General features: G+C 69.6%; 30 protein-coding genes and 1 riboswitch. Of the genes, 17 read left to right on the top strand and 13 right to left on the bottom strand.

From position 1 onward, the window contains the following. Positions 1-50: 50 nt before the first annotated feature. Entirely contained in the window at positions 51-716 is a 666-nt protein-coding gene (locus AOM45_RS38150) for an ANTAR domain-containing protein (protein WP_030468953.1), read from the bottom strand. A gap of 253 nt (positions 717-969) precedes the next feature. Here AOM45_RS38150 and AOM45_RS38145 point away from each other — a divergent pair, with 253 nt between their 5' ends. The 9 genes from AOM45_RS38145 to gcvP all read left to right on the top strand — a co-directional run bounded on the left by AOM45_RS38145 (position 970) and on the right by gcvP (position 9,187). Further along, complete coding sequence (locus tag AOM45_RS38145) at positions 970-1,173, top strand: hypothetical protein (protein ID WP_030468954.1); 204 nt, start codon at positions 970-972, stop codon at positions 1,171-1,173. Between the two features lie 109 nt (positions 1,174-1,282). Continuing rightward, complete coding sequence (gene clsA, locus AOM45_RS38140) at positions 1,283-1,864, top strand: cardiolipin synthase ClsA (RefSeq protein ID WP_030468955.1); 582 nt, start codon at positions 1,283-1,285, stop codon at positions 1,862-1,864. A gap of 42 nt (positions 1,865-1,906) precedes the next feature. Then, positions 1,907-2,290, top strand: coding sequence for a glycine cleavage system protein GcvH (gene gcvH / locus AOM45_RS38135; protein WP_030468956.1), 384 nt, complete (start codon positions 1,907-1,909; stop codon positions 2,288-2,290). 113 nt (positions 2,291-2,403) lie between these two features. Next, positions 2,404-2,859: a glycogen accumulation regulator GarA gene (gene garA / locus AOM45_RS38130; protein WP_030468957.1), complete on the top strand. Its 456-nt coding sequence runs from the start codon at positions 2,404-2,406 to the stop codon at positions 2,857-2,859. A gap of 33 nt (positions 2,860-2,892) precedes the next feature. Next, positions 2,893-3,447, top strand: a complete 555-nt coding sequence (locus AOM45_RS38125; RefSeq protein ID WP_051783875.1) for a MerR family transcriptional regulator — start codon at positions 2,893-2,895, stop codon at positions 3,445-3,447. A gap of 151 nt (positions 3,448-3,598) precedes the next feature. After that, positions 3,599-4,072, top strand: a complete 474-nt coding sequence (locus tag AOM45_RS38120) for a bifunctional nuclease family protein (RefSeq protein WP_030468959.1) — start codon at positions 3,599-3,601, stop codon at positions 4,070-4,072. A 305-nt stretch (positions 4,073-4,377) separates the two neighbouring features. Beyond that, the gene (locus tag AOM45_RS38115; RefSeq protein WP_030468960.1) at positions 4,378-4,944 is read left to right on the top strand and encodes a MerR family transcriptional regulator; all 567 of its coding nucleotides are present in this window, start codon (positions 4,378-4,380) and stop codon (positions 4,942-4,944) included. Between the two features lie 79 nt (positions 4,945-5,023). Further along, a complete protein-coding gene (locus AOM45_RS38110; protein ID WP_156093939.1) occupies positions 5,024-5,986 on the top strand; it encodes a Clp protease N-terminal domain-containing protein in 963 nt (320 codons plus the stop codon). 56 nt (positions 5,987-6,042) lie between these two features. Further along, positions 6,043-6,142, top strand: a riboswitch (glycine riboswitch). A gap of 153 nt (positions 6,143-6,295) precedes the next feature. Further along, positions 6,296-9,187: an aminomethyl-transferring glycine dehydrogenase gene (gene gcvP / locus AOM45_RS38105; RefSeq protein WP_030468962.1), complete on the top strand. Its 2,892-nt coding sequence runs from the start codon at positions 6,296-6,298 to the stop codon at positions 9,185-9,187. Positions 9,188-9,256: 69 nt separating this feature from the next. On the opposite strand, the gene AOM45_RS38100 is transcribed toward gcvP, so the two are convergent. From AOM45_RS38100 to AOM45_RS38085, 4 genes are read right to left on the bottom strand one after another with little or no spacing between them, the layout of a single operon-like run. Then, a complete protein-coding gene (locus tag AOM45_RS38100; protein WP_030468963.1) occupies positions 9,257-9,439 on the bottom strand; it encodes a hypothetical protein in 183 nt (60 codons plus the stop codon). Between the two features lie 12 nt (positions 9,440-9,451). After that, positions 9,452-10,057 carry a class I SAM-dependent methyltransferase gene (locus tag AOM45_RS38095; RefSeq protein ID WP_030468964.1) on the bottom strand — a complete coding sequence of 202 codons (606 nt, stop codon included), beginning with the start codon at positions 10,055-10,057 and terminating at the stop codon, positions 9,452-9,454. Between the two features lie 11 nt (positions 10,058-10,068). Continuing rightward, entirely contained in the window at positions 10,069-10,728 is a 660-nt protein-coding gene (locus AOM45_RS38090; RefSeq protein WP_030468965.1) for a maleylpyruvate isomerase family mycothiol-dependent enzyme, read from the bottom strand. Positions 10,729-10,730: 2 nt separating this feature from the next. After that, positions 10,731-11,108, bottom strand: a complete 378-nt coding sequence (locus AOM45_RS38085; RefSeq protein ID WP_059362916.1) for a DUF3224 domain-containing protein — start codon at positions 11,106-11,108, stop codon at positions 10,731-10,733. 49 nt (positions 11,109-11,157) lie between these two features. Here AOM45_RS38085 and AOM45_RS38080 point away from each other — a divergent pair, with 49 nt between their 5' ends. Then, positions 11,158-12,129, top strand: coding sequence for a helix-turn-helix transcriptional regulator (locus AOM45_RS38080; RefSeq protein WP_030468967.1), 972 nt, complete (start codon positions 11,158-11,160; stop codon positions 12,127-12,129). Then, positions 12,117-12,929: an aldo/keto reductase gene (locus AOM45_RS38075; protein ID WP_030468968.1), complete on the top strand. Its 813-nt coding sequence runs from the start codon at positions 12,117-12,119 to the stop codon at positions 12,927-12,929. The genes AOM45_RS38080 and AOM45_RS38075 overlap by 13 nt, the downstream gene beginning before the upstream one ends. A gap of 15 nt (positions 12,930-12,944) precedes the next feature. Here AOM45_RS38075 and AOM45_RS38070 read toward each other — a convergent pair whose 3' ends face one another. Both AOM45_RS38070 and AOM45_RS38065 read right to left on the bottom strand, forming a co-directional pair. Beyond that, positions 12,945-14,651, bottom strand: coding sequence for a substrate-binding domain-containing protein (locus AOM45_RS38070; RefSeq protein ID WP_030468969.1), 1,707 nt, complete (start codon positions 14,649-14,651; stop codon positions 12,945-12,947). A gap of 63 nt (positions 14,652-14,714) precedes the next feature. Then, positions 14,715-15,530, bottom strand: a complete 816-nt coding sequence (locus AOM45_RS38065) for a 3-methyladenine DNA glycosylase (protein WP_236703976.1) — start codon at positions 15,528-15,530, stop codon at positions 14,715-14,717. Between the two features lie 76 nt (positions 15,531-15,606). Between AOM45_RS38065 and AOM45_RS38060 the strand changes: the two genes are divergently transcribed. Next, entirely contained in the window at positions 15,607-16,062 is a 456-nt protein-coding gene (locus tag AOM45_RS38060; protein WP_051783865.1) for a DUF1801 domain-containing protein, read from the top strand. Positions 16,063-16,071: 9 nt separating this feature from the next. Here AOM45_RS38060 and AOM45_RS38055 read toward each other — a convergent pair whose 3' ends face one another. Further along, the gene (locus AOM45_RS38055; protein ID WP_030468972.1) at positions 16,072-16,317 is read right to left on the bottom strand and encodes a hypothetical protein; all 246 of its coding nucleotides are present in this window, start codon (positions 16,315-16,317) and stop codon (positions 16,072-16,074) included. A gap of 10 nt (positions 16,318-16,327) precedes the next feature. Then, positions 16,328-16,756, bottom strand: a complete 429-nt coding sequence (locus AOM45_RS38050; RefSeq protein WP_156093940.1) for a winged helix-turn-helix transcriptional regulator — start codon at positions 16,754-16,756, stop codon at positions 16,328-16,330. Positions 16,757-16,836: 80 nt separating this feature from the next. Here AOM45_RS38050 and AOM45_RS38045 point away from each other — a divergent pair, with 80 nt between their 5' ends. Then, the gene (locus AOM45_RS38045) at positions 16,837-17,493 is read left to right on the top strand and encodes an SDR family oxidoreductase (protein ID WP_030468974.1); all 657 of its coding nucleotides are present in this window, start codon (positions 16,837-16,839) and stop codon (positions 17,491-17,493) included. A 53-nt stretch (positions 17,494-17,546) separates the two neighbouring features. Here the strand turns inward: AOM45_RS38045 and AOM45_RS38040 are convergent, their stop codons facing one another. The 3 genes from AOM45_RS38040 to AOM45_RS38030 all read right to left on the bottom strand — a co-directional run bounded on the left by AOM45_RS38040 (position 17,547) and on the right by AOM45_RS38030 (position 21,029). Next, positions 17,547-18,572 carry a hemolysin family protein gene (locus tag AOM45_RS38040; RefSeq protein WP_030468975.1) on the bottom strand — a complete coding sequence of 342 codons (1,026 nt, stop codon included), beginning with the start codon at positions 18,570-18,572 and terminating at the stop codon, positions 17,547-17,549. After that, complete coding sequence (locus tag AOM45_RS38035; RefSeq protein ID WP_030468976.1) at positions 18,569-19,879, bottom strand: hemolysin family protein; 1,311 nt, start codon at positions 19,877-19,879, stop codon at positions 18,569-18,571. The genes AOM45_RS38040 and AOM45_RS38035 overlap by 4 nt, the downstream gene beginning before the upstream one ends. A gap of 133 nt (positions 19,880-20,012) precedes the next feature. Further along, a complete protein-coding gene (locus tag AOM45_RS38030) occupies positions 20,013-21,029 on the bottom strand; it encodes a LacI family DNA-binding transcriptional regulator (protein ID WP_030468977.1) in 1,017 nt (338 codons plus the stop codon). 122 nt (positions 21,030-21,151) lie between these two features. Here AOM45_RS38030 and AOM45_RS38025 point away from each other — a divergent pair, with 122 nt between their 5' ends. From AOM45_RS38025 to AOM45_RS38015, 3 genes are read left to right on the top strand one after another with little or no spacing between them, the layout of a single operon-like run. Beyond that, the gene (locus AOM45_RS38025) at positions 21,152-22,294 is read left to right on the top strand and encodes a Gfo/Idh/MocA family protein (RefSeq protein WP_030468978.1); all 1,143 of its coding nucleotides are present in this window, start codon (positions 21,152-21,154) and stop codon (positions 22,292-22,294) included. Next, positions 22,287-23,306: a dihydrodipicolinate synthase family protein gene (locus AOM45_RS38020; protein ID WP_081902255.1), complete on the top strand. Its 1,020-nt coding sequence runs from the start codon at positions 22,287-22,289 to the stop codon at positions 23,304-23,306. The genes AOM45_RS38025 and AOM45_RS38020 overlap by 8 nt, the downstream gene beginning before the upstream one ends. Further along, positions 23,288-24,094, top strand: coding sequence for a sugar phosphate isomerase/epimerase family protein (locus AOM45_RS38015; RefSeq protein WP_030468980.1), 807 nt, complete (start codon positions 23,288-23,290; stop codon positions 24,092-24,094). Before AOM45_RS38020 ends, AOM45_RS38015 begins: the two co-directional genes overlap by 19 nt. 111 nt (positions 24,095-24,205) lie before the next feature. On the opposite strand, the gene AOM45_RS38010 is transcribed toward AOM45_RS38015, so the two are convergent. After that, positions 24,206-25,240 carry a serine hydrolase gene (locus AOM45_RS38010; protein WP_030468981.1) on the bottom strand — a complete coding sequence of 345 codons (1,035 nt, stop codon included), beginning with the start codon at positions 25,238-25,240 and terminating at the stop codon, positions 24,206-24,208. A 48-nt stretch (positions 25,241-25,288) separates the two neighbouring features. Here AOM45_RS38010 and AOM45_RS38005 point away from each other — a divergent pair, with 48 nt between their 5' ends. Then, positions 25,289-25,972 (top strand): SDR family oxidoreductase, encoded by a 684-nt coding sequence (locus AOM45_RS38005; RefSeq protein WP_030468982.1) that lies wholly within the window; start codon positions 25,289-25,291, stop codon positions 25,970-25,972.

Below are 25,972 nucleotides of genomic sequence, written 5' to 3'. Positions count from 1 at the left end.
ACAGATCGAGCAGGCTGTACCCGAACAATGGTTGGCTCAAACGTGCGGTCTCACAAATTCACCGCGCCCCAGAGCCGCCGCGCCGTGTCGAAGGCGATCTGCGGCGGCATCGTCACGTCGTCGGCGTCTTCCAACTCCCCGCTGGCCACCAGCACCAGCGCCATCGAGATGTCCCGGAGCTTGACGTTGGCGTGCTGACTCGCCCGCACGAGCAGCTCGAAGGCATCCCCTGGAGGGCAGGGCCTCGCCCCCATCACCAGGCCCTTCGCCTGCTCGATGTAGCGCCGGTGCTGCACCATCCGCACCATCTGGTCAGCCCTGAGCACCTCGCCCGCGCAGAACTCCACCACCGCGGCGGCGGTCGCGACGAGGGGCTCGATCTCCTCGATGGCCTTGAGGTCCTCGACGTGCGGAGGATGGTCGAGGTAGACGGTGAGCACCACCGGACCGCCGTCGCCCCAGCTCCCCGGCACGGCCACCACGTCCAGGCCGCCGACCTGACCGGTCACCTGCCGTTCGTCGCGGGAGGCTTCGACGAGCGGTCCTTCCTGCCCGTCGACCTGGGCCTGGTCCAGCTCGCGGGCCACGCCGACCGCCCTGATCACCGCGCCGTCCGGCCACACGCTGAGCCCGGCGCCCCGGCATCCCGGCAGCCGTTCGCACAGGTGGTCCATCAGCCGGGTGATCAGCTCGCCACCGAATTTCACCTCGTCCACCCGTCGAGGTTAGGCCCTGCCGATCCCCGGAGGACGCCGTGCGGTCGACGGCGTACGACGAACGGTTGCACAGGCAAGGACCCGTTCATCCCCTGCGCTTCACCGCCGATCAGCTCGGCGCGCGGTTTGATCCAGTTAACGCTAAGGACCCAAACAGGACACGTGTTCTGAACCACAGTCGGACAGAATTCGTTTCCAGGGATAACGCCGGAGCCCCGGTGCACGACATCCCTGATGTCACGGAGGGACTGAAATGAGAACCGCCATGGAAACCCAGCCGCAGCAGGCACAAGAGCTGCCCACGACGCCCTGCAGCGTCGTCTGGAGCCGGGGGCACGCCTACGTGCTCGAGGGTTTCCGCGCCCGCTGGGTGGGACGTGACGACCGCGGTCGCCCGCACGCCATCACCGGCGCCGAGATGCAGCGCCAGGGCTGGACACTCACCCGCACAGCCTGAGATTTCACGTGTAAGAAACGAACGCCCCGCACAGACCCGCAACCAGTCGCACCGCGTGCCGTGACGCCATCCGGCAGCCCGTGCGCAGTCACTCGTTTAGAGTGCGGGTGTGCGTGATCCGGCTGATCGCCTGCTGACGATTCCGAACCTGCTCAGCGTGTTGCGGCTGGCCGGTGTTCCGCTCTTCCTGTACCTGTTGCTCGGACCCCGCGCGGACGGCTGGGCGCTGCTCGTCCTCGTCTTCGCGGGGCTATCCGACTGGCTGGACGGCAAGCTCGCCCGCTGGCTCAACCAGATGAGCAAGCTCGGCGCGCTGCTCGATCCCGCCGCCGACCGCCTCTACGTGTTCTGCACGCTCGTGGCGTTCGTGGTCAGGGACATCGTTCCGCTGTGGATCGCCCTCGTGCTCGTGGGGCGAGAGATCGTCGTCGGCATCTGCCTGCTGATCCTGCGCGGACGGGGCTGGGGCCCGTTCGAGGTGACGTACCTGGGCAAGGCCGCGACCTTCAACCTGCTGTACGCGTTCCCCCTGCTGCTGCTCGCGCAGGGCGACTCCGGCTGGGCGCAGGCCGCGCAGCCGTTCGCCTACGCGTTCACGGCCTGGGGCGGAGCGCTCTACCTGTGGTCGGCGCTGCTGTACGTCTACCAGTTCTTCCTGGCCCTGCGGGTCACTCCCGGCAAGGCCGCGTGAAAAGATCACTCCATACAGGTTCAGCACGAGGAGCGCAGTCAGTTGATTCCCGAGGAGCTTCGCTACACCGAGGAGCACGAGTGGGTCGCCAGCACGGGCGAGAACACCGTGCGCGTCGGCATCACCGACTACGCCCAGGAGCAGCTCGGCGACGTCGTCTTCGTCCAGCTGCCCGAGGTCGGCCACACCGTCTCCGCGGGCGACACGTTCGGTGAGGTCGAGTCCACCAAGAGCGTGTCCGACCTCTACTCGCCGCTCGACGGTGAGGTCGTCGCCATCAACGACGCGTTGGTGCAGGCCCCGGACTCGGTGAACACCGACCCGTACGGCGAGGGCTGGATGGTCGAGATCCGGCTGAACGACCCCGAAGCGCTGGAAGGCCTGCTGGACGCGGACGGGTACAAGGCGTTGGTGGAGAAGGAGTGACGTCGATCTTTCGCCGGATCTTCGGCCGGAAGGGGAGCCGCTCCTCGGGTGGCGACCCGAACGCGATAGGTTTTACCGGAAGTGACGGATCCAGCAGCAGGAGGAGAGCTCAGGTGAGCACGAACGACGGCCCAGGCGTTCCGCCGGAGCAGTCCCCGGAGCGGACCTCCGTCTTCCGGGCGGACTTCCTCGCAGAGGTCGAAGGCGCCGAGGCGCCCGCACAGGAGCCGGCCGTTGCCGGCGTCGACGCCCTTCCCGCCGGTTCCGCGCTGCTCGTGGTGAAGCGCGGTCCGAACGCCGGTTCCCGGTTCCTGCTGGACCGCGACACGACGAGCGCAGGGCGCCACCCCGACAGCGACATCTTCCTCGACGACGTGACGGTCTCGCGCCGCCACGCCGAGTTCCGCAGGGAGAGCGGCGAGTTCGTCGTCATCGACGTCGGCAGCCTCAACGGCACCTACGTCAACCGCGAGCCGGTCGACCAGGCCGTCCTCGCGAACGGCGACGAGGTCCAGATCGGCAAGTTCCGTCTCGTCTTCCTGACGGGTCCTGGCTCCGCGGGAGCCTGACGCGTGACGGCCGGGCGGCCACAACGTGGGGGACTGAGCATCGGGGCGGTGCTCTCGCAGCTCCGCCCCGAGTTCCCCGAGGTCACCATCTCCAAGATCCGCTTCCTGGAAGCGGAGGGGCTGGTCCGCCCGGCACGCACCGCCTCCGGCTACCGCCAGTTCAGCGTGGCGGACGTCGAGAGGTTGCGGTTCGTGCTGTCCGCACAACGCGACAGGTACCTGCCGCTCAAGGTGATCCGCGAGCAGCTCGACACGGTCCGGGCCGACTCCACTTCGGTGTCCCGGATCGATCTGCTTGCCCAGGCCGGAATCAGTGCCGAGCAGCTGTCCCAGCTGGAACGCGACGGCCTGCTGCGCCCCGGCCCCGGTGGCCGTTTCACCACCGACGACATCACCGTGCTCCGCACGATCCGGACGATGACCGGACTCGGCGTCGAGCGCGAACACCTGCGCGCGGTTCGCGCGGCAGCGGACCACGAGGTGGTTCTGCTGAAATCCTTCTCAGATCCCGAGACGGTCCGGGAATTGGCCGACCTGTTCACCTCGTTGCACACGTTGTTGGTAAAAGCGGGGTTACGTCAGTCCTGACCTGTCGGCGGCTGATGCAGTCTTGATCACGATCTGCCCGCAACGATTGAGCACACGGCCCGCTTGGCGGGTAGCGTCGAACACGTACGCCGGGGGATGCTCGGGTGTGAATCCGGGTACTCCCGAACGACATAGAGGGAGGCGAGGCCCGATGAGCGAGATGCGCGTCGTCGGCGTACGGGTGGAGCTGCCCCAGAACCAGCCGATCCTTCTTCTGCGTGAAACCGAGGGCGAGCGGTACCTGCCGATCTGGATCGGCTCGGTCGAGGCCACGGCCATCGCGCTCGAACAGCAGGGTGTCCGCCCTGCCCGCCCGTTGACGCACGACCTGCTGAAGGACGTCATCGGGGCACTGGGGCGCAACCTCGAACAGGTCCGGATCACCGACCTGCAGGAGGGCACGTTCTTCGCGGAGCTCGTGTTCGACGGCGACGTGCGGGTGTCCGCGCGGCCCTCGGACTCGGTGGCGCTGGCGTTGCGGGTGGGGGTGCCGATCCACGCCGAGGAGTCGGTGCTGGCCGAGGCCGGCCTCATCATCCCGGACGAGCAGGAGGACGAGGTCGAGAAGTTCCGCGAGTTCCTCGACTCGGTCTCACCCGAGGACTTCCGGGGTGCTGACACCTGAGTTTCGCGGTGTGTCGCTGTCCGTCTTGTTTGGAACCGCAGTACTCCGCTCGAGTGTCGCTCCTTTGGGCTACTTTCCGTCCGGTTCGGCCGCTAAACGATCACTAAACGTCACCTGAACGTCCTACTTCGGGTGACGGTATGACTCTCTACCTGAGGTTGAGGGTCGACACTCCCCGCGCGTCGCGTTGACCTGCCCTCGGACCGGTCTTACCGTCGAACTCGAGTGGACGTCGCTGGTTCGCGCGAGCTGACGCAGCGGCTTGACGGCCTCGACTTTCGTGGCCGTTCCGAGGGGAGGCAGGCGTGGTCGAGGAAGCGCCCGTTCGGGCCGAATCCGGGCAGCAGGGTGAGCTGTTCCCGGACTCCTCGCTGCCGGACGAACTCGTCGGCTACCGGGGGCCCGCGGCGTGCCAGATCGCGGGCATCACGTACCGGCAGCTCGACTACTGGGCCCGGACCGGACTCGTCGCTCCGACGATACGGATGGCACACGGCTCCGGCAGCCAGCGGTTGTACTCCTTCAAGGACATCCTGGTGCTCAAGGTCGTGAAGCGGCTGCTGGACACCGGTGTCTCGCTGCAGAACATCCGGGTCGCGGTCGACCACCTGCGCCGGCGCGGCGTGCAGGACCTGGCGAAGATCACCCTGTTCTCGGACGGCACGACCGTCTACGAGTGCACCTCGCCGGAAGAGGTCGTCGACCTCCTGCAGGGCGGTCAGGGCGTGTTCGGCATCGCCGTGAGCGGTGCGATGCGCGAGATCAGCGGCACCATCCACGAGTTCCCGGCCGAACGTGCGGACGGCGTCGAGATCGCTCCGATGACCGAGGACGAGCTGACCCGCCGCCGCCGCGAGCGCGCCACCGGCTGAAGGATCATGGCCGACCGGCCGTCCCGTGTGGCCGGTCGGCGGAAGCGTGCGGATCGCGCTGTTCCCTAGCGTCGAGCACATGACGTGCACACCCTCCTGGCAGGTTTTGAAGGTCCTGGCCGACGCGGTGCGGCAGGCGTCGCGGCTGGAGTCCGGCTTCGTCGGTACCGAGCACCTGCTGATCGCCCTGGCGGACTCGATCGGCCGCGGCCGCAGGCTGGGGGTCAAGTCGGTGCGGGCACGGGCGATGGCCGGAGGCTGGACCGGTGACGACGGTGGCGCGGCCGTGTCCGGTCCGGACGTCACCGCGCTGATGCGCACTGCCCACCACCACACTCACACCGAGTCCGTGACTCACAGCGAGTCCGTGCTGCCGGTGAGTCGTGCCTTGGACGGGTGTTTGCGAGCGGCGATCGCAGAGGCCGGCGACGGCGTGCTGACCACGACCCATCTCTCGGTGGCGTTGCTGTCACTGCCGTCCGGACGCGCCGCCGAGCTGTTCGGCGTTCTGCGGGTGGACGTCGAGGCCACGATCGAAGCCGTGCGGAAGGCCGCGGAACCGGAAGACGGTTCGGCGGTGTGGCTGCTGCGCCAGGCGGGGGCGTTGGAGGGCGAGTCCGGTAGCGGCACCATGCGGTGGCTGGCGCGGTTGGTCCTGCGTCGCCAGAGCACGGGCGGACCGGTGCTGAACGTCGTGCGAATGGAGGCGACCAGGCTCGCGGTGGCCGCTGGGCGTCAGGAAACGGCGGCGGACCTGGTGGCGGCGGTGCTCGTGGTCGACCACCAAGTGACTGCTTCCGGGCGGCGTCTCCGTCCGGAGTTCTCCTCCGGCGGGGCGGCGGCGCTGCGGGCGGCCGGGGTGGACCCGGCCACGTTGCCGGCCGCGACCGGCGCCGGGATCGAGCGGTTCATCGAGGGTGCCAAGCTCGTCGCGGCCCGGCGCGGGGAAGCGGTGGGCACCGCGCACCTGCTGGTCGCGGTGCGCGACGACCTGCTGGACCCCGTCGGCCGGGTGCTGCGGGATCTCGCCGTTGAGACGTAGGTCGCGTCCCTGGGGACTAGTGGGGCTGCCTGCGGGTATCCTTCGCGGGTAGTCGCTGAACTCAGGCGGGAGAGACCGGGATTTCGTGAAGCCCGGCGCCGAAGGAGCAAGTCCCTCCCCGGGAACCTCTCAGGCATCCAGGACCGCGTGAGCGAGACGCCTCTGGAAAGTGGATCCCGCCGCAAGTGGGATCCCGCCGACGGTGAAAGCCCGTGCAGTCGCGGGTGAACCTCTCAGGCGCCCTTCGGGGTACGGACAGAGCGGGGAGGGCACCAGGACACGTGTGCCCGCAGCCCCCGGAGGCGTTTGATGACGCAGGACCGCATTCCGCTCGCCGCTCTCGAGCACGGCACCCCGTTCGCCGACCGCCACGTCGGTCCGCGCCCCGCCGAACTCGCGCGCATCCTCGACGTCATCGGCGTCGGGTCGCTGGAGGAGCTGGCGCAGCGCGCGGTGCCGTCGTCCATCCACGAGCGCGACCTCGTGCTGGACCTGCCCGTCCCGGCGACCGAGACCGAGGCGCTGGCCGAGCTGCGTGAGCTGGCCGCGCGGAACCGCCCGATGACGCAGATGATCGGTCTCGGCTACTACGACACCGTCACGCCGGGCGTGATCCTGCGCAACGTCCTCGAAAGCCCCGCCTGGTACACCGCGTACACGCCGTACCAGCCGGAGATCTCGCAGGGCCGTCTCGAGGCGCTGCTGAACTTCCAGACCATGGTCGGCGACCTGACCGGCCTGCCGGTCGCGAACGCGTCCATGCTGGACGAGTCGACCGCCGCCGCCGAGGCGATGACGCTGGTGCGCCGTGCCGGCAAGTCCAAGTCGAACAAGTTCGTCATCGACGCCGACACGCTGCCCCAGACGCTCGCCGTCATCGAGACGCGCGCGGAGCCGCTGGGCATCGAGATCGTCGTCGCCGACCTCTCGCAGGGCATCGAGGGCCTCGGCCTGGGCGGCGACTTCTTCGGCGTGCTGCTGTCGTACCCCGGCGCGTCCGGTGTGGTGCGCGACCAGGCCGCGTTGATCGAGGAGATCCACGCCGCCGGTGCGCAGGCCGTCGTCGCCGCCGACCTGCTCGCGCTGACGCTGCTGCGCGCGCCGGGCGAGATCGGCGCGGACGTCGTCATCGGCACCACCCAGCGCTTCGGCGTGCCGATCGGCTTCGGCGGCCCGCACGCCGGGTACATGGCCGTCCGGTCCGGCCTGGAGCGTCAGCTGCCCGGCCGTCTCGTGGGCGTCTCCGTCGACGCGGACGGGTCCCTGGCCTACCGCTTGGCGTTGCAGACGCGCGAGCAGCACATCCGCCGCGAGAAGGCCACGTCGAACATCTGCACCGCGCAGGTGCTGCTGGCCGTGATCGCGTCCATGTACGCCGTCTACCACGGTCCCGAGGGTCTGCGCGCCATCGCGACCCGCGTGCACCGCCTGGCCACCGTGCTCGCCACGGGCCTGTGCGAGGCCGGTCTCGACGTCGTGCACGGCGAGTTCTTCGACACCGTCCAGGTCCGCGTTCCCGGTGAGGCCGCGGCGGTCGTCGAGAAGGCCCGTGCGGCCGGCATCAACCTCCGCAAGGTCGACGAAGACGTCGTCGCCATCGCCTGCGACGAGAAGACGACGCGGGCGCACCTCGTCGCGGTGTGGGAGGCGTTCGGGGTCACCGGGTCCGATGTGGACGCGATCGACGCCGACACCGCCGACGGCATCCCCGCCGACCTGCGCCGCACGTCGGACTACCTGACGCACCCGGTCTTCCACGCGCACCGCTCCGAGACCGCCCTGCTGCGCTACCTGCGCGCGTTGTCCGACAAGGACGTCGCGCTCGACCGGAGCATGATCCCGCTCGGTTCCTGCACGATGAAGCTGAACGCGACCGCGGAGATGGAGTCCATCACCTGGCCGGAGTTCTCGACGCTGCACCCGTTCGCGCCCGCCGAGGACGCCGCGGGTCTGCTGAAGATCGTCTCCGACCTGGAGGCCTGGCTGGCGGAGGTCACCGGCTACGACGCGGTGTCGTTGCAGCCCAACGCCGGTTCGCAGGGCGAGTTCGCCGGTCTGCTGGCGATCCGCGCGTACCACCGCGCGAACGGCAACGCCGACCGTGACGTCTGCCTGATCCCGTCGTCCGCCCACGGCACGAACGCCGCGTCCGCCGTCATGGCCGGCATGCGCGTCGTCGTCGTGAAGTGCGACGACAAGGGCAACATCGACATGGGCCACCTGCGTTCCACGGTCGCCGAGCACGCGGACGACCTGGCCGCGATCATGATCACCTACCCGTCGACCCACGGCGTGTACGAGGACACCGTCCGCGAGGTCTGCGGCTTGGTCCACGACGCGGGCGGCCAGGTGTACGTCGACGGCGCGAACCTCAACGCCCTGATCGGCCTGGCGCGCTACGGCAAGTTCGGCTCGGACGTCTCGCACCTGAACCTGCACAAGACGTTCTGCATCCCGCACGGTGGCGGCGGCCCCGGTGTCGGCCCGATCGGCGTGCGCTCGCACCTCGCGCCGTTCCTGCCGAACCACCCGCTCCAGCCCACCGCCGGGCCTGCCACGGGCGTGGGCCCGATCTCCGCGGCCCCGTGGGGTTCCGCGTCGATCCTGCCGATCTCGTGGGCCTACGTGCGCATGATGGGCGGCGACGGCCTGCGCCGCGCCACCCTGACCGCCGTGGCGGCCGCCAACTACGTCGCACGCAGGCTGGACGAGCACTACCCGGTCCTCTACACCGGCGAGGGCGGCTTCGTCGCCCACGAGTGCATCCTGGACCTGCGCCCGATCACCAAGGCCACCGGCGTGACGGTGGACGACGTCGCCAAGCGTCTCGCCGACTACGGCCTGCACGCCCCGACGATGTCGTTCCCGGTCGCCGGCACCCTGATGGTCGAGCCGACCGAGTCCGAGGACCTGGCGGAGATCGACAGGTTCATCGACGCCATGATCGCGATCAAGCGCGAGATCGACCGCGTGGGCGCGGGCGAGTGGCCCGTCGAGGACAACCCGCTGCGCAACGCCCCGCACACAGCGGCCTGCGTGACCACGGGCTCCTGGGACCACCCGTACACCCGCGAGGAAGCCGTGTTCCCGGCCGGTACCGCTGCTCCGAAGATCTGGCCGCCGGTCCGCCGAATCGACGGCGCGAAGGGCGACCGCAACCTGGTCTGCTCCTGCCCGCCGCTCTCGGCCTACAACAGCTGACCCTGTTTTGACGGTACGCGGGGGCCTTTCGTACGCCAGGAGCGTACGAAAGCTCCCCGCGTGGCGTTTTCAGAGCGCGGCGGGGCAGGCGGGGTCGCCGCAGTCCTCGGTCTCGGCGAGGCCCGGCTTGTTCAGGTCGTGCTCGAACGCGTAGTGGAAGCAGTCCGGGTGCATCCGCTCGAACAGCTCGAAGTCCTCGGCGGCCAGCTCGACGGCTTCACCGCACCGCTGGCAGATCTGGTCCTGTGACACCGCCGGATGGTCTCACCCGCGCCGTGCGAAGAGGACGGCCCCGTCCTCGCCGAGCAACCACTGCGCCTCCACGGTGAAGCCGGCTTCCCGCAGCCACTGCGCCACGCGCTCCGGCGGTCGCAGGTGGACGTGGACGCGCATCGGGTGCCCGCCGTAGCCCCGCGTCTTCAGGTTCGTCCGGTCGCCGACGTGGAAGCCGAGCTGCAGCAACCCGTTCGGGCGCAACGCCTCCCGGAAGTGCCCCAGCACCGTCGGCACGAGCTCGTCCGGCACGTGGATCAACGACCACCACGCGATGATCCCTCCCACGGAGACGTTGAGCGGCTCGGTCATCGACCCCACCTCGAACCGCAGGCCGGGATGGGCCTCCCGCGCGAGTTCGATCATCGCGGGGGAGAGGTCGATCCCGAACGCGTCCACCCCGAGCTCGTGCAGACGTGCGGTGATGGTGCCGGGTCCACAGCCGACGTCCGCGACAGGCCCGCGCACCTCCTCCGCGAACAACCGCAGCGCCGCCCGCAGGTGCGGCAGCCCGTCCAGCAGTTCGCGAGTCTGGTCGGCGTAGTCGACCGCCACCGTGTCGTAGGAATCGCGGGTGTCCGTCAGCCAGTCGTTCACGCCGCAGGAAGTTACTCCTCGAACGGCTCCGGCCGGTGCCGTCCGAACAAAGCCAGCGAGGAGATCCACACGTCCGGATCCCCGTCCCAGTCGAGCGCCTTGATCTGGTCCGCGGACCGCCGACCGCCGATCGCCCGCATCAGCTCGAACGACGTGGTCCGCAACGTCCCGGCGGGCTCGCCGTGCCCGAGCACGCGGTCCCCGTGTTCCAGCGTGATCCGCAACGCCGGCACGTCGTTCTCCCGCATCCGCTGGTCGAGCTGCTGCAACGGTTTCGTCAACGCGGACCGCACGGCGACGCCGTCCCGGTCGCCGGGAGCTCCGAGCGCGGCACGGAGGTCGTGCTCGTGCTGCACGACCTCCGAGATCAGCACGGACCCCACGGGGGAGTCGAACAACGGCTCGGCCAGCGAGCGGTTCGCGTCCCACTCGGCGAACGCGTCGTCCAGGGAGTTGTCGCGCCGGTCGCGGACCTGCCGTTCGCCCCACTCTCCCGACTCGACCCCGTCGAACCGGCGGTCCACGAAGTCGCGCAGGCCCCCGGCCAGGTGCGCTACCACGTCCTTGACCGACCAGCCGGGCGTCGCCGCCACGGGCGTCTGCGGGTCGCTGCCCCGGACCAGCTCGGTGATCCGGTGCTTGGCCGCGTCGTAGAGCGGGGCGTTGGTCATCGTCAGACCTCGTACTCCAGGGTGTAGGTGGCGCTGCCATCCTCCGCCCAGTCGACCGTCGCCGCACCTCGCGCGCCCGCGTAGGCGCCGGTGCCGTCCAGGATCTCGATCACGCCCTCGACGCCGTCGCGGTACGCGCCGACGTGCCGCAGCACCAGCGTGCCGTCGTCGGTCGTGATCTCCTCGATCGCGGTCGTCCAGCACACGGTGTCCCCGTAGGACATGAGGTAGCGGCAGTTCCCGATGCCGGTCACGTCGCCGGTGTAGGCGAACTGGACGTGCGCCTCGGTCAGCTTGCGTCCCTCGACCTCCTTGTAGGGACGGCCGTCCCAGGTGTTCTCGTCCCAGCTCTTCATCTCGATGGTTCCGGTTGCCTTCATGCGGACCACTCTGCTGGAAGTTCCTGACAGTTCATGTCAGGTTTAACGAATGAAGTCGAGTCGTCTCATGCAGGTGCTCCTGCTCCTCCAGGCGAGGGGCCGGATGACGGCCGACGAGCTGGCGTCCGAGCTCGAGGTCTCGCCCCGCACGATCTACCGCGACATCGAGTCCCTCGGCGCCGCCGGCATCCCCGTCTACGCCGACCGCGGCCCCACCGGCGGCTACCAGCTCGTCGACGGCTACCGCACCCGCCTGACCGGCCTCACCACCGGCGAGGCGCAGTCGCTGTTCCTCGCGGGCCTCCCCGGCCCCGCGGAGGAGCTGGGGCTCAAGGAGTTCGCCGCCGCCGCCCAGCTCAAGCTCCTCGCCGCACTGCCGACCGAGCTGCGGACGCGGGCCGAGCAGATCCGTCGGCGGTTCCACCTCGACACCCCGACGTGGTTCCGCGGCGACGAGCCCGCCGAGCACCTCGCCACGATCGCCGACGCCGTGTGGGAGCAGCGCCGGGTGCGCATGACGTACCAGCGGTGGGGCAACCAGACCGTCGAACGCGAGGTCGACCCGTACGGCCTCGTGCTCAAGGCCGGCACCTGGTACTTCGTCGGCAGCGGCCGCACCTACCGCGTGTCCCGCGTGCTGTCGCTCGACGCGCTTCCGGACACCTTCGAACGACCGGCGGACTTCGACCTCGCCGCGTTCTGGGCCGAGTGGTCGGAGCAGTTCGAGGCCCGCATGTACGGCGAGCGCATCACGGTCCGCATGACGCGCGCGGGGCTCGACAAGACCCAGTACCTGCTCAGCGGTCACCAGGCGCGCGTCATTCGAGACGCGGCACCCGAGCCCGGCGAGGAGTTCGGTTTCCCGACCGAGTCGACCCGGCACGCCATCGCTGACCTGCTCAAATTCGGCGCGGACGTGGAGGTGCTGGCACCTGATGAGGTGAGACACGAACTCGTCGAGACCGTCAAGGCGATGCAAGACCTCTACAACGGTGCGAAGCTACGCGCATGGTTCCGCTGATCTCGTTGAACAACGGAGTACGGATCCCTCAACTCGGCTTCGGCGTCTTCCAGGTGCCGGAGGACCAGGTGGCCGGTGCGGTCACGACCGCGATCGAAGCCGGCTACCGCAGCATCGACACGGCGGCCGCCTACCGCAACGAGTCCGGTGTCGGCGACGCGATCGCCGGCGTCCCCGACCTGTTCATCACGACCAAGCTGTGGAACTCCGACCAGGGCTACGACGCGACGCTGCGCGCGTTCGACGCGAGCATGCGCCGCCTGCGCCGCGACGTGCTCGACCTGTACCTCATCCACTGGCCGACCCCAGAACGCGAGCTCTACACCGAGACCTGGCGCGCGTTCGAACAGCTCTACGCCGACGGACGGGTCCGCGCGATCGGCGTCTCGAACTTCCACACGCGACACCTGCAGCGCCTCTTCGACGAGTTCCCGACCACCCCGGCGGTGAACCAGATCGAGCTGCACCCGTTGCTGCAGCAGGAGGAGATGCGCAAGGTCCACGTCACCCACCGCATCGTCACCGAGGCGTGGTCACCGCTGGCCCAGGGCGCGTTGCTGAACAAGCCCGACATCACGAGCCTCGCCGAGAAGTACGGCAAGACCCCGGCCCAGATCGTGCTGCGCTGGCACGTCCAGCTCGGCAACGTGGTGATCCCGAAGTCCGTCACGCCGTACCGGATCAAGGAGAACATCGACATCTTCGACTTCGAGCTGGCGCAGGACGACATGACGGTCATCGCGGAGCTGGACAACGGCACCCGCACCGGCCCGGACCCCGACCGCTTCAACGCCGCCTGAGAGGGATCCGCCGGGTCAGGCCTTCGTCGACAGGACCTGGCCCAGCGCGGCGTCGAGCCCGTCCGCGTTCTCCACGACGGACACGCTGCCGCCCGTGGTCTCCGCGATGTCGGTCAGCGCGCCCTTGTCCACGTCGTTGCCGATGGCGATGAAGCTGATCGCGAGATCCGTCCCGTGCAGCTGCGACTTCAGCGCGGCCAGATCGATCCCGCCGTCCGGGGCGCCGTCGGTGATCACCACGACCCGGTTGACCCGCCCGGCCACGAAACCGTCGTGCGCCGCCTCGTAGCACGCCGCCAGCGCGCTGTAGAGCTGTGAGCCCTCAGTGGTCTTGAGCCCGTCGATGGACTTGCGCAACGCCTCGCGCTTGTCCGCGACCGGTCCGGTCGCGACGAGTTGCTTGTACGGCTTGGACCCGTCGAGGTCGCGGGCGAACTCCCACAGCCCGAACGACCCCGACACCGATCTGTCCACCTGGCCGCGCAGGGCCGCCTTCACCTTGTCCAGCCTGGGTTTCATCGACGTCGAGACGTCCGTCAGCACCGTGACGACCTGACCGCCGCGGTCCGCCGACGCCCAGGCCGAGGAGATCTGCTGCGCGGTCGTCGCGTCCGCGGCCACGAGGGTCTCCGTCACGGCGGACCAGGACACGCCCGGCGAGGGCGACGGGCGGTCCTGAGTGGACTCGACGCGCAACCCGCCGCGCGCGAGGATGGCCTGCTGCGCCGGTTGGGTCATGAACTCGCGGAACGCCTGCGCCGCACGCTGTTCCGCCTCACCGACCTCGGCGCCGCCCAGTGCGACGTACGGGAAGTCCGCCATCGGGGCGGGGCCCGCCGGCAGCACGCCCACGAGCGGCTTGGACGGCGCGTCCTTGCCGGTGTTGTGCTTGAACAGGTCCACTTCGGACACCGGCGTCACGGAGAACCCGGCCGCGTTGACCGTCGCGGTGTCGCCGAGGCGTCCCAACGCGTCGCGCGTCGTGGCCGGAACCTCCGGTGGCACCGTCGCCGCCAGCTTCGTCAGCTTCGCCTTCGACGCCTCCGACCCGAGCGACTCCGCCGTGACCGGGCCCTTGCCGTCGGCGAGCGCCGCCTGGATCGCCAGCGCGGAGGCGGTGTTCGCGGCGGGGTCGGGCATCGCGACGCTGAACCGGCCCCAGGACTGGCCCAGCTTGCTCCAGTCCGTGACCTCGGGCATGTCCGACCAGCGGAAGTCCTTCAGCACCGGCGCGGCGGCCTCGGGAGCCGCGAGCAGCACCGGCGAGGTGCCGACGGACTTGGGTGCCGCGCCGACCAGCTTGGCGTTGAGCGCGGTGAGCCGGTTCGCCCACAGCGTCGAGTCGGGGAGCCACGCGTGGGGTCGCTTGCCGAGCTTCGACTCGTCCCAGGTCGTCGTCAGGCCGTCCAGCACCGCGGAGGAGTCCAGAGACGTCACTTCGATCGCGATGCAGTGGTCGTACACAACGGGCCGTGTCGCGCTGTACGCGCGCGCCACATCCGCAACGGCGCCGGCGATGCTCGGCGTCGCGGCGACGCGCAGCACCGAGTCACCCTCGCTGCAGTTCTGCGCCAGTGCCTGGGAACGCCTCTCGAGCACCCCACCTGCCCACGACAGGGCGAGCCAGCCGAGGCCGATCAGCACGACGAACACGACGATCAGCACGGGCCACTTGGCGATCCCACGCTTCACCTTCGCCCGCAGGGCGCGGTGTCGAGACATCGATCCCTCACAACTACTCAGCGGCCCCCGACGACCGCCAGTCACGCTAACAGGTGAACTCGGTCAGCGAAGTGAAGTCACTGTAAGTATCGACTGGCATACGAACACGAGCCGTTCTCGCAACGGTTGTGCCCGCTCAGCGAACGCCGCCTGCCGCCGCACGTACTCCGAACGGCCCTCCGGGGTCTCGATCGGCACCGGCCCGTAGCCGAGTTTCGCCAGGTCGTAGGGGGAGGCCCGCATGTCCAGCTCCCGCACGTCCGCCGCCAGCTCGAAGCAGTCGGCGACCAGGTCGGACGGAGTCGCGGGCTCCAGCTTGTACGCCCATTTGAACAGGTCCATGTTCGCGTGCAAGCACCCCGGCTGCTCGTTCGCCACCTGGTCCTCCCGCGTGGGCTGGAGGGTGTTGCGCGGACGTGCGGGCTGCGTGAAGAACCGGAAGGCGTCGAAGTGCCCGCACTGGATCCTGCTCGACTCGACCACGGCGTCGGTCCCGTCGCTGCCCAGGCGCAACGGCCAGGCGTTGTGCCGGACCTCGTCGGGCTGCTGCCGGTAGACCATCGCCCACTCGTGCAGCCCGAAGCACCCGAGCCGCGCCGGCCTGCTGAGCGTGGCCGTGAGCAGCGCCTGGACGAACTCGAGCGTCTTCGCCCGCTGCTCCAGGAAGCTCTCGACGTCGAGCGTCACACCGTCGGGGGTGGCCTTGTAGTGCGGAAACTCCAGGTACTCCGCCGCATCCTCCAGAACGATCCCTGGTCCTGGGTGCCACCGTTCGAGCCGCACGGGCCGATGGCTGTAGTACGTGAAGAGGAAGTCCATGACCGGGTGCTTCTCCTTGCGAAGCTTCCGCTCCTGGTGCGGCCCGGTGAACCGGCGCATGCGCGCAACGTGATCTTCGCGCAATTGGTGCCATTCGGCTCGGGTCAGGACCTCCACGGGCGATTACCGTACGCGCATGGTGAAGAGCAACGCTTCCACGGTCGCGGAGTACCTCGCCGAACTGCCTGATGAGCGGCGTGCGGAGGTGGAGGCTGTGCGCGACGTCATCCTCGCCAACCTCCCCGACGGCTACGCGGAGGTCATGGACTGGGGACTGATCACCTACTCGGTGCCGCTGGAGGTGAGCGGCCCCACCTACAACAAGAAGCCGCTCATGTACGCGGCTCTGGCCGCCCAGAAGAACTACTGCGCCGTCTACCTGATGACGGTGATGGGTGACGGCGAGGAGTCGTTCCGCGCCAGGTGGGCGGCGACCGGCAAGAAGCTCGACATGGGCAAGGCCTGCGTGCGCTTCAAGCGGGCCGCCGACCTGCCCCTGGACGTCATCGCCGACGAGGTGGCGCGCCTGAGCGTCGAGGACTTCGTCGAGTGGCACCGCAAGGCTCGTGCCACGGGGTGGCCGCCCGCCTGACCACAGGCGCTAGAGCGGCGGCACCAGCCCGGTGAACGTCCGCGCGCCGTTGCAGTGCGGGCACTCCCGCCCGTTGTCGACGGTCCGCGCCGCACCGCTGATGATCGCGAGCGTCGGCGCCGCGATGTAGCTCGCGCCCCCGCACAGGTGGCAGACCGTGCGCGGCTCGGGCGTGACGGCGAAGAGGTCGTCCGGGTCTTCCTCGTCCTCGAAGTCGTCGTCCTCGGCGAACTCGTCCTCGTCGTCCTCACTCATGGTGCACAACCTAGTGGGTGGGTTGAGGTGCGCGGCTCAGCGACTCGATCGTCGCCTCCTCGCCGCACGCGGCGCACACCACGCGTGGCTCCAGCACGTGTCCGCACGAGTGCTCGTATACGAGCGGGAGGGGCCCCTCCGTCACGTAGGCGTCGCCCCACTCCTTGAGCATCAACAGCACGTGGTGCAGCGCACGGCCCGCGTCCGTCAGGTGGTACTCGTGCCGCGGCGGGTGGTCGGAGTACTGGTGCTTCTCCAGCACGCCTGCCGCGACCAGCTTCTTCAGCCGCGCGGCGAGGACGTCGCGGGACGCGCCGGTGTTCGCCGCGATCTGGTCGAAGCGCGTGTTGCCGAAGAAGACCTCGCGCAACGCCAGCAGCGACCAGCGCTCGCCCACGACCTCCAGCGCGTTCGCCACGGAGCAGGTTCGAGGTGCCATGTGACCAATCCTAGCAGTGAGTTGGCAAATCCAACTTACCTCGCTAACGTGGGTTGGGAAATCCAACCTAGGAGGTAGCGATGAGCTTCAACGGTGCGGCGGTGCTGGTGACGGGAGCCAACCGCGGGCTCGGACGGGCGTTCGCGCTGGAGTTCGCGAGGCGCGGCGCGAAGGTCTACGCCGGTGCGCGCAACCCGGCGTCCGTGGTGGACGAGGGCGTCATCCCGGTCCAGCTGGACGTGACCGACGACGCGTCCGTCGCGGCCGCGGCCAAGGAGCTCGGCGACGTCTCGATCGTGGTCAACAACGCCGGTGTGCTCATCCCCGGCGAGGGCGTCGACAGCATCAAGGCGGAGTTCGAGGTCAACTTCTTCGGGATCGTCCGCACGACGGACGCGTTCGCACCCGTGCTGAAGGCCAACGGCGGCGGCACGCTCGTCAACGTGCTGAGCATCCTGTCGTTCCTCGGACGACCGGCCTGGCGCGGCTACGCGGCGTCCAAGGCGGCGGCCTGGTCGTTGACCAAGTCGACCAGGGAAGCGTTGCGGGAGCAGGGAACCAACGTCATCGCCGTGCACGCCGGCTTCATCGACACGGACATGGCGGCCGCCCAGACTGGACCCAAGATCTCGCCAGAGGACGTCGTTTCCCAGGTGCTGCAAGCGATCGAGAACGGTGACGAAGAGGTGCTCGCCGACGAGCGCACCCGCGCCGTGAAGGCCTCACTGTCCTCCTGAGACGGTCAGCGCCGCGCTCCGACCGTCGACAGGGCCTCAGGCACACACACCGGCTACACCCAGCGGACGTGGGTGCCGTCTCGCACGGTGCCCACGTACTCCTCCAGCAGGTCCTCCAACGCCACCACGCCCAGCACGGCACCGTCGGCCGAGACCGCGCGCGCCAGGTGCGACTGGGCCCGGCGCAACGCCGCCAGCGCCTCGTCGAGCCGGGCGTCCGCGGGCACCTCCGGCAACCCGCGCACCCGCGCCCTCGGCACCGGCGTCGACGCGCCCTCCAGGTCCAGCACGTCCTTGACGTGCAGATACCCGACCAGGCCAGCGTCGGACAGCACCGGGAAGCGCGAGAACCCGGTCGCCGCGACGGCCGCCTCGATCTCGCCCACGGTCGGCGACGCGGACACCGTCGTCAGCCGGTCCAGCGGCACGAGCACGTCCGCCACCGTGCGTTCGGCGGACGACAACGTCTGCCTGAGCCGCCGGTGCTCGGAGTCCTCCAGCAGCCCCTCCGAACGCGACTGGCCGATCAGCAGCGCCAGCTCGTCCGGGGTGTAGGCCGACTCCAGCTCCTCCACTGGCTCCACCCCGAACCGGCGCAGGATCCACCGGCCCGCGGCGGTGAACAGCGCCAGCACCGGCGAGATCATCCGCGAGAACCCGTAGTGCACCGGCACCAGCCACACCGCGGCCCGTTCCGGACCGGCGATGGCGAGGTTCTTCGGCACCATCTCGCCGAGGATCGTGTGCAACGCGACGACGATGACCAACGCCACCGCGAACGCCACACCGTGCACCACGGCCAACGGCAGCCCAACGGCGCCGAGGGGCCCCTCCAGCACAGAAGCCAGCGCGGGTTCGGCGATCGCACCCAGCCCCAACGAGCACAACGTGATGCCCAGCTGTGCGCCCGCGATCAGCAACGGCAGCTGCTGCGACGCCTTGATCGCGGTCCGGGCCCGCGAGGAACCCTTGTCCGCCAACGCCTCCAGCCGGTCCCGGCGCGCGGTGATCACCGCGAACTCGGCACCGACGAAGAAGGCGTTGCCCGCCAGCAACAACACGACGACGAGGAAGTTCACGACGACGCCACCACCCGCAGCTCGGCCACGCGGTGCCGGTCCATCCGCATGACGGTCACCCGCCACCCGTCGACCCGGATCTCGTCACCGACGTCGGGAATCCGCCCCAGCCGTGCCAGCACCAGCCCCGCCAACGTCTCGTAGTCGCCCTCGGGCATGTGGAACCCGGTCGCCTCGGCCACCTCGTCGTCGCGCAGGAGACCCGACACGAGCCAGCTGTCCTTGCCCAGCGACCGCACCGGCGGCGTCTCACCGCGGTCGTGCTCGTCGCGCACGTCGCCGACGATCTCCTCGACGACGTCCTCCAGCGTCACGAGCCCCGCCGTGCCGCCGTACTCGTCGACGACCAGCGCCGCCTGCAACCCGGAGGCCCGCAGCCGGTCCAGCAGCGCGTCGCCCTCCAGCGTCTCCGGCACCGAGTGCACCGGGCGCGTCACGGCCGACAGCGGCGTCGACCCGCGCAACGCGGAAGGCACCGCGAACGCCTGCTTCACGTGCACCATCCCGCGCACGTCGTCCAGCGACCCGTCGTGCACCGGGAACCGCGAGAACCCGGTCTCCCGCGCCTTCAGCACGAGGTCCGCGACGGTCGCGTCGGCCCGCAGCGCCTCCACCCGCACGCGCGGGGTCATCAGCTCGCCCGCCGTCCGGTCGCCGAAGCGCAGCGACCGGTCCAGCAGCACCGCGGTGCCCTGGTCCAGCGTGCCGTGCTCGGCCGAGGTGCGGACCAGCGCGCCGAGCTCTTCCGGCGACCGCGCGGACGCGAGCTCCTCGACCGGTTCGACCCCGAAGCGCCGGACCAGCCAGTTCGCCGAGTTGTTCATCCAGTTGATCAACCAGCGGAAGACCGTGGAGAACGCCGCCTGGAAGCTCACCACGCCCCGCGCGGTCTCCAGCGGCTTCGCGATCGCCAGGTTCTTGGGCACGAGCTCGCCGAACACCATCGACAACGCCGTGGCGATCGCCAGCGCCAGCGCCAGCGACAGGCCGACCGCGAAGGCGTGCGGCACGCCGGCCGCGGTCAGCCCCGGCTCGATCAGCGACGCGATCGCCGGTTCCGCGATGTAACCGGTGATCAGCGTGGTCAGCGTGATGGCGAGCTGGGCGCCGGAGAGCTGGAACGACAACGTCCGGTGCGCCCGGTCGATGGTCCGCGCCTTCGCGTCACCGACCTCGGCGACGTGGCGTTCGACGGTGCTGCGTTCCAGCGCGGTCAGCGAGAACTCCGCCGCCACCGCGATGAAGGTGCCGGCCGTCAGCGCCACGACGGCGAGCAGACCGAGCACGCTCAGAAGGATTCCGGTCACCTGCGCGCTCCCCGAAGAACGTGGCAGCTAGGGACCGGATTGGTATGCCAGCCTGGGCCAGACCCCATGGGGACGGCTCAACTCCTCATGACTAAGTACGTGAACAGCCAGACGGTGCTAATTGTTGGCCAGATTAATTGTGACCGGTCGACGCCCTCAGCACCACCTCGCCCGCCACGCGGACGGTGCGGGCCTCGTCACCACCCGCGTCCAGCACCAGACCTGCGGCGATCTCGCCCATCTCCTCCAGCGGCAGCCGCACGGTCGACAGCGCCGGAACCGTGTCGCGCAGGGTCGGGATGTCGTCGAACCCGGCGATCGACATGTCCTCCGGCACCCGTACGCCGCGTTCGCGCAGCGCGGCCATCGCGCCCATCGCCATCACGTCGGTCACGGCGAACACGCAGGTGGCGCGCGATTTCGACGCCAGCAGCTCCAGCGCGGCCTCGTACCCGCCGTCCCGCGTGAACGCGCCGTTGATCACCAGTGGCGGCGCGACGCCGGCGTCGGCGAGCCCGGCCTTGAACCCTGCGAGCCGGTCCCGTGCCACGACCAGGTCGGCGGGACCACCCAGCACGGCGAACTTCTTGTGCCCGAGCGCGGCGAGCTCCCGCGCCAGCGCCCGGCCTCCCGCGCGGTTGCCGGGAACGACCGTGTCGGTGCCGAGCTTCGCCTGCGACACGCACGCGACACGTCCGCCCTGCTCGGTGAACGCGTCGATCTCCGCTGCCAGCCGCGACTGTGCCGCACGGTCCGTGGTCCGTGAACCGGCCAGCACGACCGCACGGGCCCGATGCGCACGGAGAGTGGAGAGCAGCTCCACCTCGCGCTCAGGCCTGCGGCCGGTCGTGCCCAGCACGACGACGAGCCCGGCCTCCTCGGCCACCCGCGTCACGCCCGCGGCGATGCACGAGAAGTACGGGTCGGTGATGTCGTGGACGACCAGTCCGACGAGCGAGCTGGAGTTGCGGGCCAGCGCCTGCGCGGAGGCGTTCGGCACGTAGCCGAGCTCCTCGGCGGTGCGCAGGACGCGCTCGCTCAGCTCCTCGCTCACCTGCCGCGTGCTGCCGTTGAGCACGCGCGAGGCGGTCGCCAGCGACACACCTGCCTGCTTGGCCACCTCGGCAAGTGTCACCTGTCGGGCGGACACGACCACCTCCGTCAACGTGCATGTGAGCGCTGAGACTAACTCGCGCGGAGGTTGACGGCCGTCAAGTACCGCGATTAGCGTGGCGGGAAAGCGCTTTCCAGCGCTGCTACCAGGGAGGTGTGATGGCGGTTCGGACCATCGGAGTGGCGGTCAACGGCGTCACGGGGCGGATGGGATACCGCCAGCACCTGGTCCGCTCCCTGCTGCCGTTGCGCGACGAGGGCGTGCGGCTGCGGGACGGGACCGTGCTGAAGGTGGAACCGGTGCTCGTCGGGCGCAACGCGGACAAGCTCAAGGAGATCGCGGAACGGCACGACCTCGCGCGCTGGACCACGGACCTCGACGCGGCGCTGGCGGACCCCTCGGTGGAGATCTACTTCGACTCGCAGGTCACCTCGAAGCACGTCGAGTCGATCACCAAGGCGCTGGAGGCAGGCAAGCACGTCTACACGGAGAAGCCGGTCAGCGAGACCGTCGAGCAGGCGTTGCAGCTCGCGCGCGTGGCCGACGAGAAGGGCCTGCGGCACGGCGTGGTCGCGGACAAGCTCTACCTGCCGGGCATCCGCAAGCTCAAGCGGCTGATCGACGGCGGCTTCTTCGGCCGGATCCTGAGCGTGCGCGGCGAGTTCGGCTACTGGGTCTTCGAGGGCGACTGGCAGCCCGCGCAGCGCCCGAGCTGGAACTACCGGGCGCAGGACGGCGGCGGCATCGTCTCGGACATGTTCTGCCACTGGAGCTACCTGCTCCACGACCTCTTCGGCCGCGTCGAGGCGGTCACGGCGAAGGCCGTCACGCACATCCCCACGCGCTGGGACGAGCAGGACAACGCGTACGAGGCCACCGCGGACGACGCCGCGTACGGGATCTTCGAGATCGAGAACGGCGTCATCGCCCAGATCAACTCGTCCTGGTGCGTGCGGGTGCGCCGCGACGAGCTCGTCGAGTTCCAAGTGGACGGCACCGAGGGCAGCGCGGTCGCGGGGCTGCGGGAGTGCTTCGTGCAGCCGCGCGCCGTCACGCCGAAGCCCGTCTGGAACCCGGACCTCCCGGTCACGCACCCGTTCCGCGACCAGTGGCAGCAGGTGCCAGACAACGAGGACTTCGACAACGGCTTCAAGGTGCAGTGGGCGGAGTTCCTGCGGCACGTCTACCAGGGCGCGCCGTTCCCGCACGACTTCCGCGCGGGCGCACGGGGCGTCGCGCTGGCCGCCGCGGGTCTGCAGTCCTCTTCGGAGGGTCGCCGGGTGGAGATCGCCGATGTCTAGTCGCATCGTGTTCGCGGCGGCACACGTCGTGGCGAAGGACGAACGCACGGTGGACTGGGACGCGACTTTGGCGTTCCGGCACCACCTGTGGTCGCACGGCCTCGGTGTCGCGGAGGCGATGGACACCGCGCAGCGCGGCATGGGCCTGGACTGGCCGGCCGCGGCCGAGCTGATCCGCCGCAGCGCCGCCGAGAAGACCGGGCGGATCTGCGCGGGCGTCGCCACCGACCACCTCACGGGTGAGGCCGGCCTGGACGACGTGCTGCAGGCGTACCTGGAGCAGCTCGACGTCGCGCAGGAGGCGGGCGCACAGCCCGTGCTGATGTGCTCACGTCAGCTCGCGGCCGCGGCGCGCGGGCCGGAGGACTACGAGAAGGTCTACGGCACCCTGCTCGACCGCGTCAGCGAACCGGTGATCCTGCACTGGCTCGGCACCGCGTTCGACCCGGCGCTGGAGGGCTACTGGGGTGCCGCGGAGATCCCGCAGGCCACGCGGAACTTCCTGGAGATCATCGCGTCGCGGCCGGACAAGGTCGACGGCGTGAAGGTCTCGCTGCTCGACGCGGACCACGAGATCGGGCTGCGGCGCGCGTTGCCCACCGGCGTGAAGTGCTACACCGGCGACGACTTCAACTACCCGGACCTGATCGCGGGCGACGACGAGGGTTACAGCCACGCTTTGCTCGGGATCTTCGACCCGATCGCGCCGGTGGCAGCGATTGCCCTGGGGAAACTCGCCGAGGGCGACACCGCGGAGTTCCACCGGATCATGGCGCCGACGGTTCCGTTGTCGCGGCACCTGTTCAGCGCGCCGACCTATTACTACAAGACCGGTGTGGTGTTCCTGGCGTGGCTCGCGGGACATCAGGAACGGTTCGCGTTGCTCGACGGTCTGGAATCCGCTCGCAGCGTCGAGCACCTGGCCGAGGCGAAACGACTGGCGGAGATCGCCGGCGTGATCGAACCGGAGTTCGCGGAACGGCGGTGGCGGCAATGGCTCGCCTCTCGTTGAACCAGGCCACGATCAAACGGGCAACGGTCGTCGAGGCAGTGGAGGGCTGTGTCCGGCACGGCATCGAGTCCATCGGGCTGTGGCGTGAACCGGTCGCGGACCACGGTCTCGACCGCACGGCGAAACTCGTCGCGGACGCCGGTCTGCGCGTGTCGTCGCTGTGCCGCGGAGGGTTCGTCACGGCCGTCGACAACCGTGCCGCGCTCGACGACAACCGCCGCGCCATCGACGAGGCCGCCGCGCTGCGCACCGACACCCTCGTCGTGGTCGTCGGGGGAGTGGCGGGCGACAAGGACCTCATCGGCGCACGTCAGCGCGTTGCGGACGCCATCGCCGAACTGTCGGTGCACGCGGCGGAAGCGGGCGTGACCCTGGCGCTGGAACCCATGCACCCCGTGTTCTGTGCCGATCGGGGCGTGCTCTCGACGTTGTCGCAGGCGCTGGACATCGCGGAGCGGCACGAGTCGGTCGGTGTCGTCGTCGACGCGCTGCACGTGTGGTGGGACCCCGACCTCGACGCGCAGATCGTGCGCGCGGGACCGCGCATCGCGTCGTACCAGGTGTGCGACTGGCTCACGCCGGTGCCGGCGGACGTGTTGCTGGGCCGCGGTTATCCGGGAGAGGGCGACATCGACCTCGACCGGTTGACCAGGCAGGTCGCCGCGACGGGATATTCGAAAGACGTCGAAGTGGAGATCTTCAACGCCGACATCTGGGCGGCGGACTTCGACGAGGTGATCGAGGAGGTTTCACGCAGGTACCACGCCATTGTGGAACCGGCGCTGTAGAGAACGCGGGGAAGCCGGTCGTCGACGGCGGCGACGACCGACCCCGGCGTTGGTGCCTGTATATCCGAAAACCAGTGCTCTTTGGTCCAGATTTCAGATAAATCTCAGAAATCAGCCGCCGTTGACGGACCTGTAAACCTTTGCACGGTGCTTCGGCTTCGTGGTCGTGATCTTGATGACGGCGTCGAACATGGACCGGCCGAGCTCCGCGCGGGCCCCGACGGCCGGGTGCGTGGTGCTGAAGTCGGCGTCGTTCGTGGCCTTGTCGCCGGCGAACGCGCCGGACGCGAACATCGAGTACACCAGGATCGCGCGGTTGTCCTCGCTGAACATGATCCCGGCCTCGTTGCGGCCGTCGTCGAACCAGCCGGCCTTCGTGGCGACGCGCAGCCGCTCGTTGGTCGTCAGGTTCAGCCGGACGCCGTCGGTGAAGCTCGCCGTCGCGCGCAGGATGTTCAGCAGGTACGCGGTGGACGCGGCGGACAGCAGCTGGCCGTCGACCAGCTTCTGCAGCAGCGTGTGCGTCTCGCGCGCGGTGGTGGTGCCGAGGAAGAACCGGTTCGGGTTCGCGACCGGGACGACCTGGGTGTGCACGAAGCCCTTGGACCGCAGGATCTCGTTGAGCTCCAGCGCCGGCACGACCAGGCCGCACAGGCGGACCGCGGTGTTGTCCGAGACGGTGAGCAGGTTCGCCAGCGCGTGGCCGACGGTGACCTCGCTCGGGTACGCGCCGTCGAGCGCGAAGATGCCGTCGGTGTCCTGGATGACGATGGCGGCCGACACCGTGACCGTCTGGTCGAGCTTGATCAGGCCGCGGTCCACCTTGTCCAGCACGGCGACCGCGACGGCGATCTTGTTCACGCTGTAGGCCTCGACGACCTTGTCCGCGTTCTCGTCGACGGCGGCCTTCGTCGTCCCGTCGAGGTCGGCGATGGTGATCAGCGACGACCACGTGCCCTTCGCCTTGCGGGTCTGCCGCCGGTAGATCTGCGCCACCCGCTTGCGCGAGCGGTCCGCGGTGGTCGGTGAGCGTTCGATCTCGACCTCCGCGTCTTCCTGTGCGTGTGCTGCACCGTTGGAGCCGAGCACGGCCGTCGCGGCCGCGACGGTACCCAGTCCGAACACGGACCTGCGGTTCAAAGTCATGCGCGGTATCAAAACAGGCGGCACTGACACTTCCCTGACTAGGGTTGGATCATGGAACAGGTCTTCGTCGTGACCGGCGCGTCCCGCGGCATCGGGGCGGCCACCGCCTCGCTGGCGGCCGACGCGGGCTACCGCGTGGTCAGGGCCTCGCGTTCGGCAGAAGAATCTGTCGGAGACCGCGGGTGGGACGCGAAGTGTGACGTTTCCTCGTGGGACTCCGTGCAGGAGTTGATGTCCCGAGTGGAATCGCGGTGGGGGCGCATCGACGTTGTCTTCGCGAACGCGGGCGTTTCCCTCGACACGTCGTTCGTGTCCGAGGCGGGCGCGAAGCCGGCGGAGTGGACGGACATGGTCGTCACCAACGTGTGCGGGCCCGCGTTCACCGCCCGCGCGGCCATGCCCGCGTTGCTGCGGTCCGGCGGCCACCTGGTGCTGACCGGGTCCGCCGCCGGCCGCGGGGTGCGGCCGGGCAACCTCTACTCGGCGACCAAGTGGGCGATCACCGGGCTGGCGCAGGCGATCCGGGCCGAAGCGGTGGGCACCGGGGTGCGGGTCACCGTGGTTCAGCCCGGACTCGTCGACACCGACGCCGTTCCCGCGTCCAGGGCCGCCGATCCCAAGCTGGCGCCCGAGGACGTCGGGAGGGCGGTGCTCTACGCCGTCTCGCAACCGTCCACCGTGGACGTCAACGAGATCCTGATCAGGCCCACCGGTCAGGCCGCCCACCGCTGA

The sequence above is a fragment of the Lentzea aerocolonigenes genome (genome assembly GCF_000974445.1).
Classification (GTDB): domain Bacteria; phylum Actinomycetota; class Actinomycetes; order Mycobacteriales; family Pseudonocardiaceae; genus Lentzea; species Lentzea aerocolonigenes.
This window is presented reverse-complemented; position numbering and strand designations above follow the sequence as displayed.